This is a genomic window from Streptomyces hokutonensis (assembly GCF_042751305.1).
In the GTDB taxonomy this organism is placed as follows: domain Bacteria; phylum Actinomycetota; class Actinomycetes; order Streptomycetales; family Streptomycetaceae; genus Streptomyces; species Streptomyces hokutonensis_A.
This window is the reverse complement of record NZ_JBHYWD010000004.1, coordinates 283,862-301,755: the sequence shown is the minus strand read 5'-3', so window position 1 is coordinate 301,755 and position 17,894 is coordinate 283,862. Positions and strand designations below refer to the sequence as shown.

Here is a 17,894-nt window from a genome sequence, read left to right as displayed (position 1 = left end):
AGGTGTGGCGGGGCTAGGGTCAGCAGCATGATTGATCACGCTCATGACCTGGCCTCTGTACATGACGCGACCGAACGGCTCCTCACCGCAGCCGCCGCACTGGACAACGCCTCGGCCGCCGAGCCGTCACGGCTGCCCGGCTGGAGCCGCAATCACGTCCTCGCCCACATCGCCCGCAACGCGGACGCCCTCGTGAACGTCCTGGAGGGGCGCCCCATGTACGCGACGGCGCACGTCCGCGACGCCGACATCGAGCGCGACGCCCCGCGGCCCCTCGACGTCCAGCTCGCCGACGTGCGCGAGAGCGGGGCCCGCTTCCAGGCGGCGGGCACCGCTCCGGCGGACTGGTCGCGCCGGGTGGAGCTGCGCAACGGGGTCGTCGACACCGCGTCGCGCGTGCCGTTCCGGCGGTGGGTCGAGGTCGAGCTGCACCACGTGGACATGGGGATCGGGTACGAGCTGGAGGACCTGCCCGAGGAGTTCACCCAGCGGGAGATCGACTTCCTCGCCGAGCGGTTCACCGGGCACCCCGACGTGCCGTCGACACACCTTTCGGACGGCACGCGCGCGTGGAGCACGGGCCGGCCCGCCGAGAAGCCCGAAGCCACCGTCACCGGCGGCCCGGCAGATCTGCTCGGCTGGCTCTGCGGACGCCGCGACGGGTCCGGCCTGACGGTCGACGGCGGCTCCTTGCCGGCGCTTCCCCCGCTATAGACCCCCGGCCCTGGCGTAGAGCCGCTGATGCCACTCGTTGGCGTCGCGTGCGGGCCGGGTGGCGAGGACCGGGTTCGGGCCGGTCTCGATGAGGTGCAGAAGCGTCCAGGCGACGCCGTAGCAGTCGTCCGGGCCGAAGCAGGAGACGAGCGCCCGGGCCTCCTCTCCCGTGACCGGCTTCGGGATCGCGTCGAGTTGGCCGGCCCGTCTGTCGATCTCCTCTTCGCTCGAGTCCCGGTCGGGAAGCGGGCCGTCGGCGAGGAACGTGCGCACTTCGGCTCTCATGGGGGAATGATCGGCCTCCGCCGCCACCGCGCTCAAGGCATCCCGGTTCCGCACTCGAATGTCCGGGAGATGTCGGCCGCTTCGGAACGTCCTCCGGAAACGGATTAGGCTGACCGCCATGACGTACAGCGGCGAGGTCACGGTCGGCGGACCGGCGGATGTGCACGAACTCACGGACCTGATGATCACCAAGATCGCGGTCGGGCCCATGAACAACAACGCCTATCTGCTGCGCTGCCGGGCCACGGACGAGCAGTTGCTGATCGACGCGGCCAACGACGCGGAGACCCTGCTCGGCACGATCGGCGACGACGGCATCGTGTCCGTCGTCACCACCCACCAGCACGGCGACCACTGGCAGGCGCTCGCCGAGGTCGTGACGGCCACGCGCGCGCGTACGTACGCGGGCCGCGAGGACGCCGACGGCATCCCGGTGCCGACCGACGTCCTGGTCGACGACGGCGACACGATCCGGGTGGGGCAGGTCGAACTGACCGCGCGTCACCTCGTGGGCCACACCCCGGGCTCGATCGCGCTCATCTACGACGACCCGCACGGGCATCCTCATGTGTTCACCGGGGACTGCCTGTTCCCGGGCGGTGTGGGCAACACCCGGAAGGACCCCGAGGCGTTCGCCAGCCTGATCCACGACGTCGAGACGAAGATCTTCGACGCGCTCCCGGACGAGACCTGGGTCTACCCGGGGCACGGCAACGACACGACGCTGGGCACGGAGCGTCCGCATCTGCCGGAGTGGCACGCGCGCGGGTGGTGAACCGTTGAACCGCGCCGGGGCCGCCCTCAGATGGGTCGGCCCCGCTTTGGTGCTGGGGCACCGCAGCAGGCCTCGGGAGGCCGAACCACCGCCTTCAACACGTTTGAGTGAATCCTCCCGGTAAGCGGCAACCGGGCGTCTTCCCTGCAAGTCACACATCTCGCATTCATCAGCGAGGACCCCAGGGGAACCCATGAGCAACCAGCCGCCCTACCCGCCCCAACAGCCCTACGGACAGCCCCCGTTCCAACCGGAGCCCCCAAAGAAGCGCTCCGTCGGAAAGGTCGTCGGCCTCGGCTGCCTCGGCATCGTCGGCCTGTTCGTCGTCGTCGGCATCATCGCCGCCGTGATCGGAGGCGGCAGCAGCGACTCGAAGAGCTCGGCGTCTGTCGGCAAGAGCCCCGACAAGGCCGCCGCCGACACCAGGAAGAGCGACACGAAGAAGGACGCCACCGACGACAAGGTGGTCTTCAAGGTGTGGGGCACTGCCCCCGCCGGCGCCCTTGGCGGTCTCGACATCGGCTACGGCTCCGACTCGGACACACGCAAGGGCACGTTCAAGGACGGCAAGTTCGAGGCGACGCTGACCCTCGACAAGGGCGCCTTGTACTACAACGTGCACGCGCAGCTCCAGGGCTCCGGGGACATCAACTGCTCGGTCACCGCGGACGGGAAGACGAAGAAGGGCCACGCGTCCGGCGGCTACAACATCTGCACCGCACAGCTGAGCAGCAACTTCACCGGGGGCTGGTCGTAGCCGGTTCTGCGGGCGGGGAGCGCGGGGGCGGCGCGGGCCATCGCCGGCCACCCGAACACGAACGGAACGACTGCCTCTGGGGGGACCATGACCGACACCAGCGTGCCGCCGATGCCACCGATGCCACCGATGCCACCGGACAATCCGGCGCCACCGGCAAAGAAGTCGCGCACCCATCTCGTCGTCATCGCCGCCGTCGTGGCCACCGGCGTCGTGGTCGTGCGGTCCGGCAATGACGACAGCATGCCGACCGCCACCGCCAAGGCGAACGCCTACAACGGGGACGCCGTCACCCCGGAGCAGCCGGCTCCGGAGCCGACGTACGCCGAGGTCGACGCCGACAGTTTCACGATCGGGCTGAAGACCACCGAACGGCAGTGCTTCGGGTCGGCGGGCTGCAACGTGACGGTCGAACCGGATCTGACCTTTCTGGGCGACAGCGAGGGGATCGATCCGGACGCCGTGTACCGGATCACCTACGAGATCCACGGCGATGAGTCCGGCCCGGTCATCGAGACAGCTGACCTGTCGGATCGGTCGAGCCTGAACTACTCGCCGTCCGTAATCAGTACGGCTTCGGCGGCCACCACGGTGTCCGTGGAGATCACGGATGTCTCGGTTCAGGCAGGATGAGACGCTGCGGGTTGGTCGTACATGGGCTCAACTCCCAGCGTGAACGACTCCGCACGCGCCCCGCGCAGCCTCCGCGCGCGCCCCGTGTGAATCCTTCGCACGCGCCGGTGTCGTACGCGCGCTCCCGGCACACATGGTTGCGCGGTCAACTGGAAGCAGCCCCGTTCAGGATGACGGCTCCTGTGCGGATGGGCCGCCGGTCCATCGATCCCCGCCCTCGACCGGCGGCCCCGGCAAGCGCGTCGCGGGCGGGATCACACACGGGTTGTTCACGAAAACGCAACACCCGTTCCCAATATGCGGACATTGAGGGCTGTGACCTCGACAAACAGGACGTTTGGCTGTCACTCTCCCGCCATGCACCTTGCCCCTCGCGCACCGCGTCGCGCGATAGCCGCCGTCACCATAGCCCTCTTCGCCACCGCTGTCGGCTGTGCTCCGCAACCGGACGACAAGGCCTCCGACAAGGCCTCCACGTCCGCCGGGACCACCTGCGCCAAGGGCAAGCTGGCCACCCAGACCTCCGGCAAACTGACCATCGCGACGGACGAACCGGCGTACGAGCCCTGGTTCGAGGACGACAAGCCCGCCAACGGCAAGGGCTTCGAGTCGGCGGTCGCTTACGCCGTGGCGAAGCAGCTCGGCTACGACAAGAGCGCCGTCGTCTGGCAGAGCGTCCCCTTCAACAAGGCCTTCGCGCCCGGTGTGAAGACCTTCGACTTCGACATCAACCAGGTGTCGATCAGCGCCGAGCGCAAGAAGGCCGTCGACTTCTCCTCCGGCTACTACGACGTGCGCCAGGCCGTCATCGCGCTCAAGAGCAGCAAGGCCGCCAAGGCGACGACCATCGCGGGTCTGAAGGGCCTCAAGCTGGGCGCCCAGGTCGGCACCACGAGCCTGAACTACATCAGCGACGTGGTGAAGCCGACGCAGCAGGAAGCCGCCTTCTCCAAGAACGACCAGGCCGTCTCCGCGCTCAAGAACGGCCAGGTCGACGCGATCGTGGTCGACCTGCCGACCGCCTTCTACATCACCTCGGCCGAGGTGACCAACGCGAAGATCGTCGGCCAGTTCGAGAACCAGGGCGGCACGCCCGAGCAGTTCGGGCTCGTGCTCGACAAGGGCAGCGACCTCACCTCGTGCGTGACGTCGGCCGTGGACGCCCTCCGCAAGGACGGCACCCTGGCGGCGCTGGAGAAGCAGTGGCTGTCCGACGCCGTCGACGCCCCGGTCCTCAAGTGACCGTGGTGAAGGACGAGTCGGGCCGGGAGGGCGCGGACGACAAGGGCGACATGCCCGGCGGGGGCGACTCGTACGTCCCCTCCCAGCGCCGCCTGGAGCGTGAGCGGCACAAACGCGCGCGTGCCCGTCGCGCGACTGCGATCGCCGCGGTGTCGACCCTGGTCACGGCCGTCGTCCTCTACCTGGTCGTGGTCAGCGCGCCGGGCTGGGAGCGCACCGAGGAGACGTTCTTCGACGGGCACTACGCGCGCGAGGCGTTCCCCAAGGTTCTCGAAGGTCTGTGGCTGAACATCCGGCTGCTGCTGATCTGCGGCGTCCTGGTGCTCCTCCTGGGGATGCTGATCGCCATCGCCCGTACCTTGCGGGGCCCGGTGTTCTTCCCGCTTCGGGTGCTGGCGGCGGCGTACACGGACTTCTTCCGCGGACTTCCGCTCATCATCAACCTGATGATCGTGGTCTTCGGAGTGCCCGCTCTGCGTCTCCAGGGCGTGACCGTCGACCCCGTGTGGCTGGGCGGTACGGCGCTGACGCTGACGTACTCGGCGTACGTGGCCGAGGTGTTCCGCGCCGGCATCGAGTCCGTGCACCCCTCGCAGCGCGCGGCGGCCCGTGCGCTGGGCCTGTCCAACCGGCAGGCGCTGCGGCACGTGGTGCTCCCCCAGGCCGTACGCCGGCAGGTGCCGCCCTTGTTGAACGATCTGGTGTCCCTCCAGAAGGACACCGGGCTCGTGTCGATCGGCGGCGCGATCGACGCCGTACGGGCGTCCGACATCATCGCGCAGCGCGCCCTCAACTACACCCCGTACATCGTCGCGGGGCTCGTCTTCGTGGCGCTGACCATCCCGATGACCCGCTTCACGGACTGGGTGACGGCCAGGATGGACCGGCAGCGCGCCCAGGGAGGCACGACATGAGCACCGACGACACCGCTCCCGTGCTGCACATGGAGTCCGTCCGCAAGACCTTCGGTACGTCCGTCGTCCTGCGGGACGTCGACCTGGAGGTTCCGCAGCACACCGTGACCGCGCTGATCGGCGCCTCCGGCTCCGGTAAGTCGACTCTGCTGCGGTGCGCGAACCTCCTGGAGGACATCGACGACGGCGCGATCTGGCTGGACGGCGAGGAGATCACCGACCCGCGCGTCGACCAGGACGCGATTCGGCGCCGTATCGGCGTGGTGTTCCAGGCGTACAACCTGTTCCCGCACATGACGGTCCTGGAGAACATCACCCTCGCCCCGCGCCGGGTGCACGGCGTGTCCCGCGCGGAGGCCGAGGCGCACGCGCGTGAGCTGCTGGAGCGGCTCGGGCTCGGGGACAAGGCGGGCGCCTACCCGGACCAGCTGAGCGGCGGCCAGCAGCAGCGGGTCGCGATCGTGCGCGCCCTTGCCGTACGGCCGCGGCTGCTGCTCTTCGACGAGATCACCGCCGCGCTCGACCCCGAGCTGGTGGGTGAAGTGCTCGCCGTCGTCCGGGACTTGAAGGACGAGGGCATGACCATGGTGCTGGCCACGCACGAGATGGGTTTCGCCCGGGACGTCGCCGACCAGGTGTGCTTCCTGGACGGAGGCGTGGTCCTGGAGCGCGGCACCGCCCAGCAGATCTTCGGCGACCCGCAGCAGGAGCGCACCCAGCGCTTCCTGCGACGGATCGTGGAGGCCGGCCGGCTGTGACGGGGCGTCTGTAACTGGTGGTCTGTAAGGGGCGTGCGCCTGGAGGCCGGTGCTTACGCGTCGGCCTTCCCCGCCCCCGCCAGCGCGGCCACCCGCTCCACGCCGAACACGTACCCCTGCACTCCGCACCCGGCGATGACACCGTCGGCGCGCAGCGAGACGTAGGAGTGGTGCCGGAACGACTCGCGCTGGTGGATGTTGGAGATGTGGACCTCCAACACCGGTAGCCCGTCACAGGTGTTGAGGGCATCCAGGATCGCGATGGACGTGTGCGAGTACGCCCCCGGGTTGATCACGATGCCGCAGTGGTTGAGCCGCGCCTCGTGGATCCAGTCGACCAGCTCGCCCTCGTGGTTGGACTGGCGGAAGTCCACCGTGCCGCCGTGCCCGGCCGCCGCCTTGACGCACAGGGCCTCGACGTCGGCGAGCGTGTCGGAGCCGTAGATCTCCGGCTGGCGCTGGCCGAGGAGGTTCAGGTTGGGGCCGTTGAGGATCATGATCGGGGCGTTGGCCAGGGTGCGGGGCACGGTTCCTCCGGTCCGTTCGGACATGTCGTTCGAGATGGACCGCCGATTGACGGCCACTGCTCGGACCCGGTCTATCACGCCGCCTCCGCACCACCGTGCGCCCCCCGTAACCGTTGTTCACTGTGGGTAGTTGACGCGGCATGCACGATGCACGCACCGTAAGCCCACCGTCCATGCTGCGGCTCGCCGCCGCCTCCCTCGCCGGAACAGCGATCGAGTTCTACGACTTCTTCGTCTACGGCACGGCGGCGGCCCTGGTCCTCGGCCCCCTGTTCTTCCCGACGTTCTCGCCGGTCGCGGGGACGCTGGCCGCCTTCGGAACGTTCGGGGTGGGCTTCGTGGCGCGGCCGCTGGGCTCGATCCTGTTCGGGCACTTCGGAGACCGGCGCGGGCGGCGGCCGGTCCTGGTCGCCTCGCTGCTGCTGACCGGTGCCTCGACGGTCGCGGTCGGCTGCGTACCGTCGTACGGCTCGATCGGGGTGGCCGCTCCCGTGCTCCTCCTGGTGCTGCGTTTTCTGCAAGGGCTGGGGCTCGGCGGGGAGTGGGGCGGGGCGGTACTGCTGACCGCCGAGCACGCGCCCGCCGGGCGGCGGGGACTGTGGTCGAGCTTTCCGCAGATCGGGCCCGCGGTGGGATTCCTGCTGGCCAACGGCGTGATGCTGGCGCTGTCCGCGACCCTGACCGACGCGCAGTTCGCGCAGTGGGGCTGGCGGGTGCCGTTCTGGGTGGCCGGGGCACTGGCACTGGGCGGGCTGTGGCTGCGTTCGTCGCTAGTCGAGAGCCCCCGGTTCCTCGAAATCGACGACCACGCGCGCGTGCCCCTCGCCGAGGTCGTACGCGAGCACTGGCGACTGGTCCTGCTGACCGCCGGGGCGCTGTCCGTCGGGTACGCCATCTTCTACGCGGTGACGACATGGTCCCTCGCCTACGGCACCGAGCGGCTCGGGGTCGGCCGTACCGAGATGCTGGCCTGCATCATGGCCGCCGTGGTGGTGAAGGGCTCGCTGACCCCACTGGTGGCGCTGCTGAGCGACCGCTACGGGCGCCGGCCGCTGTGCCTGCTGGGGTGCTCGGCCGCCGCGCTGTGGATGTTCCCGATGGTCGCGCTGCTCGCCACCGGCGCGCCGCTGCTGATGTTCCTCGGATTCCTGGGGGCGCTGCTCGCGTTCGTGACGATGTTCGCCGTGCTCGGCGCGTATCTCCCGGAGCTGTACGAGCCGCGGGTGCGCTGCACGGGCGCGGCCGTGGGCTACAACCTCGGCGGGGTGCTCGGCGGCGCGCTCACCCCGATCGTGGCGACGGCGCTCGCCGAGCACGGCGGACGCGTCCCCTGGGGTGTGGGCGCCTATCTGACGGGGGTCGCGCTGTTCAGCCTGGGCTGCTTCGCGCTGCTGCCGGAGACCAGGCCGGTGGCGGTGGCAGTCCCCGAGCCTGCCGTCGGGTGACACGGCTACGGGTTGATCGCCAGCTCCAAGTACGCCGCGAACAGCACCAGATGAACCCCGCCCTGGAGCGGTGTCGCCCGTCCCGGCACCACCGTCAGGGAACTGACCACCACGGTCAGGGCGAGCAGCACCATGTGGGTCGAGCCGAGGCCGAGGACGAGCGGTCCGGAGAGCCAGATGGACGCCAGGGCGACGGCGGGGATGGTGAGACCGATGCTGGCCATGGCCGAGCCGAGCGCGAGGTTGAGGCTGGTCTGTACGCGGTCGCGGCGGGCGGAGCGCAGGGCGGCGATGGTCTCGGGAAGCAGGACGAGCAGGGCGATGATCACGCCGACGACGGCGTGGTGCAGCCCGGCGGCCTCGACGCCGGACTCGATGGTCGGCGATACCCCCTTGGCCAGCCCTACGACACCGATCAGGGCGAGGCCGAGCAGGCCCAGGCTGATCAGGGCGGTGCGGGCGGTCGGCGCGTCCGCGTGGTGGTCCTTGGTGATCACCGCACCCTGCCGGGAGACCGGCAGGAAGTAGTCGCGGTGCCGCACGGTCTGCGTGGCCACGAAGAGGCCGTACAGGGCGAGTGAGGAGAGTGCGGCAAAGGTGAGCTGGGCGCCGGAGAACTCCGGGCCCGGCTTGCTGGTGGTGAAGGTCGGCAGAACCAGGCTGAGCGTGGCCAGGGTCGCCACGGTGGCGAGGGCGGCGCCGGTGCCCTCGGGGTTGAAGACCGCCGTGCCGTGCCGCAGCGAGGCGACGATCAGGCACAGGCCGACGATGCCGTTGCAGGTGATCATGACGGCCGCGAAGACGGTGTCTCTGGCGAGGGTCGAGCTCTTGTCGCCGCCGTCGGCCATCAGGGTGACGATCAGGGCGACCTCGATGATCGTGACGGCGACGGCGAGGACCAGGGAGCCGAAGGGTTCGCCGACGCGGTGGGCGATGACCTCGGCGTGGTGCACCGCGGCCAGGACGGCCCCGGCGAGGACCAGAGTGACCAGGGCGACGACCACGCCGGGCAGGTCCTTGCGCCCCCAGGTGAAGATCAGCAGGACGGCTGCGAGCACCGGTACGAAGGTCGTCCACCGGGTGGTGAGCGACCTGAGCCGAGTGATCATGAAGAGATCCTCGCAGAGGCGTACGGGCCCCGCACTCCGGCGTCGCGGAGCCCCTCGCGCACTACTTGAACTCGGTCATCTCCAGTACGTCGCAGTCGGTGAAGGACGGTGGCCTGGTACACAGCGCGGCCATCTGCTGGGCGAATTCGGTGGTACCGGGATCGCTGCTGTTGCGCATGGCCTCCTCGTACGAGTCGAACTCGATCACGACGAGGACATGGCCGGGCTTGCTCCGGTCCCGCAGGACGAGGCGGTGGGTAGGCCCGCCGTCGCGGCCGGCCATGCGCTTGTCCGCCTCCTCCGCCAGCGCTCGCATCTCGTCGAAGCGGTCGGTCTCGAAGTCGACGATCTGCACGAATTTCATCGCTGCGTCCATGGATGCCTCCACCCGGCCGTGCCACCCCCGGGGCGGGGGCGCTCGGTATCCAACGAAGCACCGGGAGCGGCGGTCGGCAATTCATCGTGCGGTGCTCCCGGTGATCGTTGTTCCTACGTCCGGCGTGGTCAGACGTCGACGCTGTCCTTCGCAGCGCCTTCGGTCCCCCTCTGCGCCGCCTCGGCCGCCGCCTGCTTCTTGTTGGCCATCAGGCTGGTGATCGTGGTGACGATCAGGACCCCGCAGATCACGCCGAGGGAGACCGGTATGGAGATCTCCGGGACATGGACGCCGGACTCGTGCAGCGCGTGCAGCACCAGCTTGACGCCGATGAAGCCGAGGATGACCGACAGGCCGTAGCTGAGGTGGACCAGCTTCTTGAGCAGGCCGCCGATGAGGAAGTACAGCTGCCTCAGGCCCATCAGGGCGAACGCGTTGGCCGTGAACACGATGTACGGGTCCTGCGTCAGGCCGAAGATCGCGGGGATGGAGTCGAGGGCGAACAGCACGTCCGTCGTACCGATGGCGAGCATCACGACCAGCATCGGGGTCATGACCCGCTTGCCGTTCTCCTGGATCCACAGCTTGGTGCCGTGGTACCGGTCGGCCACGCCGAAGCGGCGCTCGGCGGCCTTGAGCAGCTTGTTCTCCTCGAACTCCTCGTCCTCCTCGTCGGTCCGGGCCTCCTGGATGAGCTTCCAGGCGGTCCAGATGAGGAAGGCGCCGAAGATGTAGAAGACCCACGCGAAGTTGGCGAGGACGGCCGCGCCCGCCGCGATGAAGATGGCCCGCAGGACCAGGGCTATGAGGACGCCGACGAGCAGCACTCGCTGCTGGTACTGCGAGGGCACGGCGAACTTCGCCATGATCAGGACGAAGACGAAGAGGTTGTCGACGCTCAGCGACTTCTCGGTGATGAAGCCGGCGAAGAACTCGCCGCCCGCCTGGCCGCCTCCGAAGACGAGCAGACCGAGTCCGAAGAGTCCGGCGAGGGCGATCCAGACGATCGTCCAGATGCCGGCTTCCTTGATCGACACGTCATGCGGCTTGCGGCCGATGAAGAAGTCGACGGCGATGAGGGCGGCCAGCCCCACGATGGTCAGGACCCACAGGGTCACGGAAACATCCACTACTGCTCCTCCGGCGGTATTAACGGCAAATGGTCAGCGTCGTCGCTACCGGAGGTCTCTTCCACCTTGGACGGGCGTCCAAGGCCGACGCCCCGGGATCTGGCCTGATCCGTATTGACGGGTACGCCGCAGCAGATAGGGAGTACTCCCCTCCGTACGGAGAAGCTTACCCCAATCACCAAGGAAAGGTAAAGCAATTACCAAAGAAAGGATAAAGATGCAGGTGGGGGACCTTTACCTGTACTTGGTGCGAGCCGTCGCGACCTCGGTCAACACCCGCTGGAGCACCTGGCTGCCGGGCGGCACGAGCGAGGGCTCGTACGTCCAGGCATGACCGACCCACGGGTCGGCGAGATGGTCGTCGGGCAGCGGGGTGAGTCGCATCAGCGAACGCCAGAGCGGGTCGAGCAACGGGCCGTAGCCTGCCGCGTCCTCGCGGTCCGCGACCATCATCAGATGGACGCCGACGGCCGGTCCCTCGTCCGCGAGATAGCGCAGCTGGGTCACGGCACGGTCGTCGAAGCCGTGCGGGAAGTCGTTGACGATCAGCAGCTGTTCGGCCGTGTCGAGGCCGGGCGGCAGCGAGTCGGCGGCTCCGCCGCGCACCGCCATCTGCACCAGGTCCACCCGCTGGGTGAGCCGGGCCAGCACGTCCGCGACCCCGGCGGCCCCCACGGCGGGCGGCGCCGCGAGCACGCCGGTGTGCACCAGCGGGACCAGCGCCTGCGCCGCCGAACCGGCCGGGTCGATGACGTGCACGGCGAACTCGCCCACCGGATAGACGGCCAGCAGCCGGGCCGCGTGCGCCACGGCCGTGTCGAGCGCGAGGCGCCGCAGCTCGTGCGAGTCGGCGAACGAGCCGTCCAGGGACTCCCCGCCGCCGCTGTCGATCCACAGACCGCGCTCCAACGGCAGCCGCACCAGCATCGGAATCCGCAGGTCGGGGCTCTCCGGGAGATGGAGGTCGCCCAGGCGCAGGGCCATGGGGATCTCCATCGGGACGCGGTAGCCGTGCCAGACCGGGTTGTCCCAGCCGGCGAAGGCAAGCGGGAGCGCGGGTTCGACCACCTCGGACTCGGCAGCCAGTTGGGCGAGGTCCCGGTCGAGGGCCGCCCGCGCCTGGTCGACGAGTTGGGCGTGCTTGGCCTGGGCCGTCTCGCGGGCCGCGTCGCCCTGGCCGCCGATCCGGCTGCGCGGGTCGGACAGCGCCTGGTCGAGCTCCTTCTCCATGCGCGAGTCGGCGAAGTCGACCGCGCTGCGATAGGCGGCCATGGTGCGGGCCAAATCCTCGAACATGCCCCACACCTGGTTGTAGAGCCGCTCCTCCATCGACCACCCGGTCGCGTCACCGGCGACGGGCTGCGCGGCCTGTCCGGGCGGAGCCGGGGGCACGGTCGGCGCGGGCGACGGGGGCGCCCCGGTCTGCCGACGCGGGTGGCTGTAGTCGATCGGGCCACCGGTGGCGGGGGCTGCAGGCTGGGCGGGAGCCGGGTCGGCGGGGTATCCGGGCGGCGGCGCCACAGCGCCTTGCGCACCGTACGGAGAGGTCGACGGCTGCGGTGCTACGGCGCCGGAGGCACCCGGTGTCGCAGGGCCGCTCCCGTCGGGACCGATGCCCGGTGTGGCCGTCTGGCGGGAGCGGTCGCCGTCCGTGGTGCGCGGCGGAGGTGCCGCCACTGAGCGGGCCAGGCCCCGGGCCACCGCTTCGTTGATGGTGCCCGCGAGGTGGGCGGCCTGGGGCAGGCCCTGGTCGGTGAGGAGTTCGGCCAGGCCGCCCGCGTAGCCCTGGCCGACGGCGCGTACTTTCCAGGCGCCCTGTCTGCGGTACAACTCCAGGGCCACTACGGCCGATTCGGCGTCCAGGCCGGTGATCGTGTAGGTGGCGACCTCGGTGCCGTCGAGGCCGGTGACCGCGACGAAGGGTGCGGCGACGGCCCCGAAGCGGGTGGGGCCGTCGGCGCCGAGGGGCAGCGCGAGCAGCACGCTGACACGGTGGACGGCCTCCGGCATGGCTCCGAGGTCCACCGCGAGGCGGTGGTCGGCGGCGGCCTGCTTGGAGACCTCAAGGCCGGGCAGGGTGGGTGTGCCCGGGTGGGCCACCCACTCCACGCCGTGGATCCTGCCGCGCTCGTCGCCGAGCGTGGCGGCGGCCACGACCGGCTTGCCGGCCGCGACCCGGATCTCCAGACGCATCTGGGAGAGCGGGTGGTTCTGCCCTCGCACCAGCTCGGCCGCCATCGCTCTCGTCCCCCTGCTCAGCCGTGTCGTCTCGTGTGCGCCGGGCCGCCGCCCTAGAGGTGCGGCAGGATCGCCGGCATCAGGTCCTGGAAAGTGCGGCCGTTGGTCGGTGTGCCGAGGGCCGTCAGGGTCCAGCCGGAGCCGGAGCGGTGCACCTTCGCCATGATCTGGGCCGTGTACTGACCGCCGCCCGCGAGTGTGTAGCGGGCCAGTTCCTGGCCGTTGGTCTCGTCGACCAGGCGGCAGAACGCGTTCTGCACCTCCTGGAAGGTCTGGCCCGTGAAGGAGTTCACGGTGAAGACGATCTGGTCGATGTGGACCGGCACGCGCGCGAGGTCGACGAGGATTGCCTCGTCGTCGCCACCCTGGCCGACACCGCCGACGAGGTTGTCGCCCGTGTGCCGGACGGAGCCGTCGTCGCTCACCAGGTGGCGGAAGAACACCACGTCGACCGGCTGCTTGTCGGCGAACAGCACGGCGGACGCGTCGAGGTCGATCTCCCGGGTACGCGTGCCGAACAGGCCGCGCCGGGGAGCCGCCTGCCAGCCGAGACCCATGCGCACCGCGGTCAGGCCGGTCCCGTCGTTCTTCTCAAGACTGATGGCCTGACCCTTGGTCATGTTGACGGTCACGGCTGTTCCCCTCTCGAACTGTCCCCTGTTGCCGCGGAATCCGCGGCTGCCCAGAACCCTACGCAGCGGCACTGACAGTGCCGAACCCCGCATCGGACTTTGTGTCGGTCTTGCAACACAGAGCGCATACCCCGAGGTCCGGCGGTCCACCCGGGCGATCAGGCCAGGCCGCCCTCCTTCATCTGCCGCAGCTCCTTCTTCATCTCGTGCACCTCGTCGCGCAGCCGGGCGGCGACCTCGAACTGGAGGTCCGCGGCGGCGGCGCGCATGCGTGCGGTCATCTCCTCGATCTGCTCGGCGAGTTCGGCCGCGGGACGGTCGGTGGGCACCCCGTCCTTGGCCTTCCCCTTGGCCGACTTGGACGCCTTCGCGGCCTTGCCGCCGAGCGCGGGCACGGGAGCCTTTGCGCCCTTCCCGTCCTTGCCCGCCTTGCGGTAGCCGGAGCCGAGCAGCTGCTCCGTGTCGACGTCCTCGCGGGCGATCTGCGCCACGATGTCGTTGATCTTCTTGCGGAGCGGCTGGGGGTCGATGCCGTGGGCCGTGTTGTACGCGACCTGCTTCTCCCGGCGGCGGTTGGTCTCCTCGATGGCCTTCTCCATCGCCGGGGTGATCTTGTCGGCGTACATGTGGACCTGGCCGGAGACATTGCGCGCCGCGCGGCCGATGGTCTGGATCAGGGAGGTGCCGGAGCGCAGGAAGCCCTCCTTGTCGGCGTCCAGGATGGCGACCAGGGACACCTCGGGCAGGTCGAGGCCCTCGCGCAGGAGGTTGATGCCGACCAGGACGTCGAACTCGCCGGAACGCAGCTCGCGCAGCAGCTCGATACGGCGCAGGGTGTCGACGTCGCTGTGCAGGTACCGGACCTGGATGCCGAGTTCGAGGAAGTAGTCCGTGAGGTCCTCGGCCATCTTCTTGGTGAGGGTGGTGACCAGGACGCGTTCGTCCTTCTCGGTGCGCTTGCGGATCTCGTGCACCAGGTCGTCGATCTGGCCCTCGGTGGGCTTGACGACGACCTCGGGGTCGATGAGCCCGGTGGGGCGGATGATCTGTTCGACGGTGCCGTCCGCCCGGGAGAGCTCGTACTTGCCGGGGGTCGCCGACAGGTAGACCGTCTGTCCGATGCGCTTCTGGAACTCCTCCCACTTCAGGGGGCGGTTGTCCAGGGCGGAGGGCAGCCGGAAGCCGTGGTCGACGAGGGTGCGCTTGCGGGAGGCGTCGCCCTCGTACATCGCGCCGATCTGCGGGACCGTGTTGTGCGACTCGTCGATGACGAGGAGGAAGTCCTCCGGGAAGTAGTCGATCAGCGTGTTCGGCGGGGAGCCTGGCTCGCGGCCGTCGAAGTGCATCGAGTAGTTCTCCACGCCGGAGCAGGAGCCGATCTGGCGGAGCATCTCCAGGTCGTACGTGGTGCGCATGCGCAGGCGCTGGGCCTCCAGGAGCTTGCCCTGCTTCTCCATCTCGGCCAGCCGCTCGCCGAGTTCCTTCTCGATGTCGTTGACGGCCCGCTCCATGCGCTCGGGGCCCGCGATGTAGTGGGAGGCCGGGAAGACGTAGAGGTGCTCGTCCTCGCTGATGATCTCGCCGGTCAGCGGGTGGAGGGTGGAGAGGGCCTCGATCTCGTCGCCGAACATCTCGATGCGGACGGCCAGTTCCTCGTAGACCGGGAAGATCTCGATGGTGTCGCCGCGGACGCGGAAGGTGCCCCGGGTGAAGGCCACGTCGTTGCGCGTGTACTGGATGTCCACGAAGCGGCGCAGCAGCTGGTCGCGGTCGATCTCGTCGCCGACCTTGAGGGGGACCATGCGGTCCACGTACTCCTGCGGAGTACCGAGGCCGTAGATGCAGGAGACCGAGGCGACGACGATGACGTCGCGGCGGGTGAGCAGCGAGTTGGTCGCGGAGTGGCGCAGGCGCTCGACCTCCTCGTTGACCGAGGAGTCCTTCTCGATGTAGGTGTCCGACTGCGGGACGTAGGCCTCTGGCTGGTAGTAGTCGTAGTACGAGACGAAGTACTCGACCGCGTTGTTCGGCAGGAGCTCGCGGAACTCGTTGGCCAGCTGGGCGGCCAGGGTCTTGTTCGGCGCCATCACCAGGGTGGGGCGCTGGAGCTTCTCGATCATCCACGCGGTGGTGGCGGACTTGCCGGTGCCGGTCGCGCCGAGCAGGACGACGTCCTTCTCACCTGCCTCGACGCGCCGGGCCAGCTCGGCGATGGCCGCCGGCTGGTCGCCGCTGGGCTGGTAGGAACTGACGACCTCGAAAGGCGCCACCGTGCGTTCGATGTGGGAAACGGGCCGCATGGAACCAACCGTACGACCCGCCACTGACAACGGGGTCGGATCAGCGGTTCTGCGGGGTGCGGGAGCGGCGGTGTCCGAGCTCGCGGTCGGCGCGGACCGGGGTGCGCCGGGGGTGCGGGACGAGGGCGCCGGCCGGGACGCCGGGCTTGTGCTCGACGGGGACCCTGGCGGGCTTGCCCATGACCATCATCGGGTCGAACATCACGACGACGCCGGCCAGGAGGAGGAAGGCGAGGGGGCCGATCATCATGGGCGCGAGCAGTGACGCGGCGGAGACTCCGTCGGTGGTCGCGGCCGTGCCGTGGATGTGGACGGTGAGGGCGGCCATCCCGGTGTAGTGCATGCCGGTGACGGCGAGTCCCATGACGAGGCTCGCGCCCACGCTCCACAGGAATCCGCGGACCTGTCCGGCCGCCCACAGGGCGCTGATCGCGGCGACGACCGCTATGACGACGGAGGCGGTGACCGTGAAGGTGTTGTATTCGAGCTTCCCGTTGAGGCGCATGCCGGCCATGCCCAGGTAGTGCGCCGAGGCGATGCCCAGGCCGGTGAGGGTGCCGCCGGTGAACAGGGCCGTCCCCCTGGCTCCCCGGTAGCCGACGATGAAGATCCCGACGCCCACCATGACGATGGCGACGGCGAGGCTCGCGAAGGTCATCGGTTTGTCGTAGTGGACCGGTGTCTGGCGGACCGAGAAACCCATCATCGCGATGAAGTGCATCGTCCATATGCCGGAACCGATCGCCGCCGATCCCAGGGCGAGCCAGCCGGGCCTCCAGGACTGGGCCACGAGCATCGATCTGGTGGTGCAGCGCAGGCCGAGCGCACCGCCGAGGCAGGCCATGAGGTAGGCCACCAGCGGTGTGACGAGTCCGTAGCTGAAACCGTCGACCGTGCCCTGCATGCGCAGTAACCCTTCCGCCCTGTTCCGTCCCGCAAATTCCTGAAACCCGCCCAGCCCCAGGACCGCAGGAACGGTCAGGGTCGACGCAGAGAGTATGACCCCCACCGGAATGGTCGAACGATTTTCCGGCAAAGAAACACGGCCCCGCCCCACTTGTGCGGCACCGGTGAGCGGACTTGGGCAACTCCATTCATTCTGTGTCCATCCCGTACCCCACGGGTAGTGACGTTCCGCTGTCATCCTTGAGCTGTATGTGATCGCTTGACGCGAGGAGTACGCATGCACCTGCGCGCAGTTGCCGCCTCGACCACCGCGCTCCTGGGGGCCGCCGCCCTCCTGCTCCCCTCCCCCCGGGCCAGTGCCGGTGACGCCGCCCAGTGGCCCACCGTGGTCGCCCATCGCGGCGCGTCCGCCTACGCCCCCGAGAACACCCTGGCCTCCATCGACAAGGCGGCCCGGCTCGGTTTCCAATGGGTGGAGAACGACGTCCAGCGCACCAAGGACGGCGAACTCGTCGTCATCCACGACGACAGCCTGAAGCGCACCACCGACGTCGCGAAGGTGTTCCCCGACCGGGCCCCCTGGAAGGTGAAGGACTTCACCGCCGCCGAGATCGCCCGCCTCGACGCGGGCGGCTGGTTCGGCCCCGCGTTCACTGGCACCCGCGTGCCCACGCTCACGCAGTACATGCGCGAGGTGGAGCACAACCACCAGAGCCTGCTCCTGGAGATCAAGAACCCGGAGCTGTACCCCGGGATCGAGCAGCAGACCCTCAAGGTCCTGGGCAACGAAGGATGGCTCGACCAGTCCCACCTCGGCGGCCGGCTGATCGTGCAGAGCTTCAGCGCGGACAGCATCCGGATCGTGCACGACCTCGCCCCGGGCATCAGGACGGGCTTCCTCGGCACGCCTTCCGTGTCCGCCCTGCACGATTACGCCGCCTTCACCGACCTGATCAACCCGTCGTACGGCTCGATCTCCGCGAGCTATGTCTCCGCCGTGCACGGGTTCACGGGCCCGCACGGCACTCCGATGGAGGTGTACGCCTGGACCGTCGACGACGTGCCCACGGCGTGGAAGGTCGCCGGGTACGGCGTGGACGGCATCATCACCAACAAACCGGACGTGGTGCGTTCCGCGCTGAACGGGTTCTGA

Annotated in this window: 18 protein-coding genes; 9 read left to right on the top strand and 9 right to left on the bottom strand. The window is 69.3% G+C overall.

Going from position 1 to position 17,894, the window contains the following annotated elements; translation table 11 throughout:
• Positions 1–27: 27 nt before the first annotated feature.
• Positions 28–714, top strand: a complete 687-nt coding sequence (locus tag ACFXC1_RS13775; protein ID WP_381242343.1) for a maleylpyruvate isomerase family mycothiol-dependent enzyme — start codon at positions 28–30, stop codon at positions 712–714.
• Here ACFXC1_RS13775 and ACFXC1_RS13770 read toward each other — a convergent pair.
• Positions 709–999: a hypothetical protein gene (locus ACFXC1_RS13770; protein WP_381242341.1), complete on the bottom strand. Its 291-nt coding sequence runs from the start codon at positions 997–999 to the stop codon at positions 709–711. The two genes, ACFXC1_RS13775 and ACFXC1_RS13770, sit on opposite strands and share 6 nt — an antisense overlap.
• Before the next feature lie 118 nt (positions 1,000–1,117).
• Between ACFXC1_RS13770 and ACFXC1_RS13765 the strand changes: the two genes are divergently transcribed.
• The 6 genes from ACFXC1_RS13765 (at position 1,118) to ACFXC1_RS13740 (ending at position 6,078) form a co-directional block, all read left to right on the top strand.
• Positions 1,118–1,774, top strand: a complete 657-nt coding sequence (locus ACFXC1_RS13765) for an MBL fold metallo-hydrolase (RefSeq protein ID WP_381242339.1) — start codon at positions 1,118–1,120, stop codon at positions 1,772–1,774.
• 193 nt (positions 1,775–1,967) lie between these two features.
• The gene (locus tag ACFXC1_RS13760) at positions 1,968–2,531 is read left to right on the top strand and encodes a hypothetical protein (protein ID WP_381242337.1); all 564 of its coding nucleotides are present in this window, start codon (positions 1,968–1,970) and stop codon (positions 2,529–2,531) included.
• A gap of 87 nt (positions 2,532–2,618) precedes the next feature.
• Positions 2,619–3,164 carry a hypothetical protein gene (locus tag ACFXC1_RS13755; protein ID WP_381242335.1) on the top strand — a complete coding sequence of 182 codons (546 nt, stop codon included), beginning with the start codon at positions 2,619–2,621 and terminating at the stop codon, positions 3,162–3,164.
• Between the two features lie 357 nt (positions 3,165–3,521).
• Positions 3,522–4,406 carry an ABC transporter substrate-binding protein gene (locus ACFXC1_RS13750; protein ID WP_019067584.1) on the top strand — a complete coding sequence of 295 codons (885 nt, stop codon included), beginning with the start codon at positions 3,522–3,524 and terminating at the stop codon, positions 4,404–4,406.
• Positions 4,403–5,320 carry an amino acid ABC transporter permease gene (locus ACFXC1_RS13745; RefSeq protein WP_381242332.1) on the top strand — a complete coding sequence of 306 codons (918 nt, stop codon included), beginning with the start codon at positions 4,403–4,405 and terminating at the stop codon, positions 5,318–5,320. Before ACFXC1_RS13750 ends, ACFXC1_RS13745 begins: the two co-directional genes overlap by 4 nt.
• Positions 5,317–6,078 (top strand): amino acid ABC transporter ATP-binding protein, encoded by a 762-nt coding sequence (locus tag ACFXC1_RS13740; RefSeq protein ID WP_381242330.1) that lies wholly within the window; start codon positions 5,317–5,319, stop codon positions 6,076–6,078. Before ACFXC1_RS13745 ends, ACFXC1_RS13740 begins: the two co-directional genes overlap by 4 nt.
• A 53-nt stretch (positions 6,079–6,131) precedes the next feature.
• Here ACFXC1_RS13740 and aroQ read toward each other — a convergent pair whose 3' ends face one another.
• Positions 6,132–6,605, bottom strand: a complete 474-nt coding sequence (gene aroQ, locus ACFXC1_RS13735; RefSeq protein ID WP_026178372.1) for a type II 3-dehydroquinate dehydratase — start codon at positions 6,603–6,605, stop codon at positions 6,132–6,134.
• Positions 6,606–6,778: 173 nt separating this feature from the next.
• Between aroQ and ACFXC1_RS13730 the strand changes: the two genes are divergently transcribed.
• Complete coding sequence (locus ACFXC1_RS13730; protein ID WP_381242700.1) at positions 6,779–8,050, top strand: MFS transporter; 1,272 nt, start codon at positions 6,779–6,781, stop codon at positions 8,048–8,050.
• 5 nt (positions 8,051–8,055) lie between these two features.
• Here ACFXC1_RS13730 and ACFXC1_RS13725 read toward each other — a convergent pair whose 3' ends face one another.
• The 7 genes from ACFXC1_RS13725 to ACFXC1_RS13695 all read right to left on the bottom strand — a co-directional run bounded on the left by ACFXC1_RS13725 (position 8,056) and on the right by ACFXC1_RS13695 (position 16,739).
• Positions 8,056–9,159: a calcium:cation antiporter gene (locus tag ACFXC1_RS13725; RefSeq protein ID WP_019067589.1), complete on the bottom strand. Its 1,104-nt coding sequence runs from the start codon at positions 9,157–9,159 to the stop codon at positions 8,056–8,058.
• Between the two features lie 61 nt (positions 9,160–9,220).
• Positions 9,221–9,535 (bottom strand): hypothetical protein, encoded by a 315-nt coding sequence (locus tag ACFXC1_RS13720; protein ID WP_381242328.1) that lies wholly within the window; start codon positions 9,533–9,535, stop codon positions 9,221–9,223.
• 128 nt (positions 9,536–9,663) lie between these two features.
• Positions 9,664–10,665, bottom strand: a complete 1,002-nt coding sequence (locus tag ACFXC1_RS13715) for a TerC family protein (RefSeq protein WP_381242326.1) — start codon at positions 10,663–10,665, stop codon at positions 9,664–9,666.
• Between the two features lie 234 nt (positions 10,666–10,899).
• Positions 10,900–12,903, bottom strand: a complete 2,004-nt coding sequence (locus ACFXC1_RS13710) for a TerD family protein (protein ID WP_381242324.1) — start codon at positions 12,901–12,903, stop codon at positions 10,900–10,902.
• A 53-nt stretch (positions 12,904–12,956) separates the two neighbouring features.
• On the bottom strand, positions 12,957–13,535 hold the full coding sequence (locus ACFXC1_RS13705) for a TerD family protein (RefSeq protein WP_381242322.1): 579 nt from the start codon (positions 13,533–13,535) through the stop codon (positions 12,957–12,959).
• 158 nt (positions 13,536–13,693) lie between these two features.
• Positions 13,694–15,835: an excinuclease ABC subunit UvrB gene (gene uvrB / locus ACFXC1_RS13700; protein WP_381242320.1), complete on the bottom strand. Its 2,142-nt coding sequence runs from the start codon at positions 15,833–15,835 to the stop codon at positions 13,694–13,696.
• Between the two features lie 40 nt (positions 15,836–15,875).
• Positions 15,876–16,739 (bottom strand): MHYT domain-containing protein, encoded by an 864-nt coding sequence (locus tag ACFXC1_RS13695; RefSeq protein WP_381242318.1) that lies wholly within the window; start codon positions 16,737–16,739, stop codon positions 15,876–15,878.
• Between the two features lie 279 nt (positions 16,740–17,018).
• On the opposite strand from ACFXC1_RS13695, the gene ACFXC1_RS13690 reads away from it, so the two are divergent.
• On the top strand, positions 17,019–17,894 hold the full coding sequence (locus tag ACFXC1_RS13690; protein ID WP_381242317.1) for a glycerophosphodiester phosphodiesterase: 876 nt from the start codon (positions 17,019–17,021) through the stop codon (positions 17,892–17,894).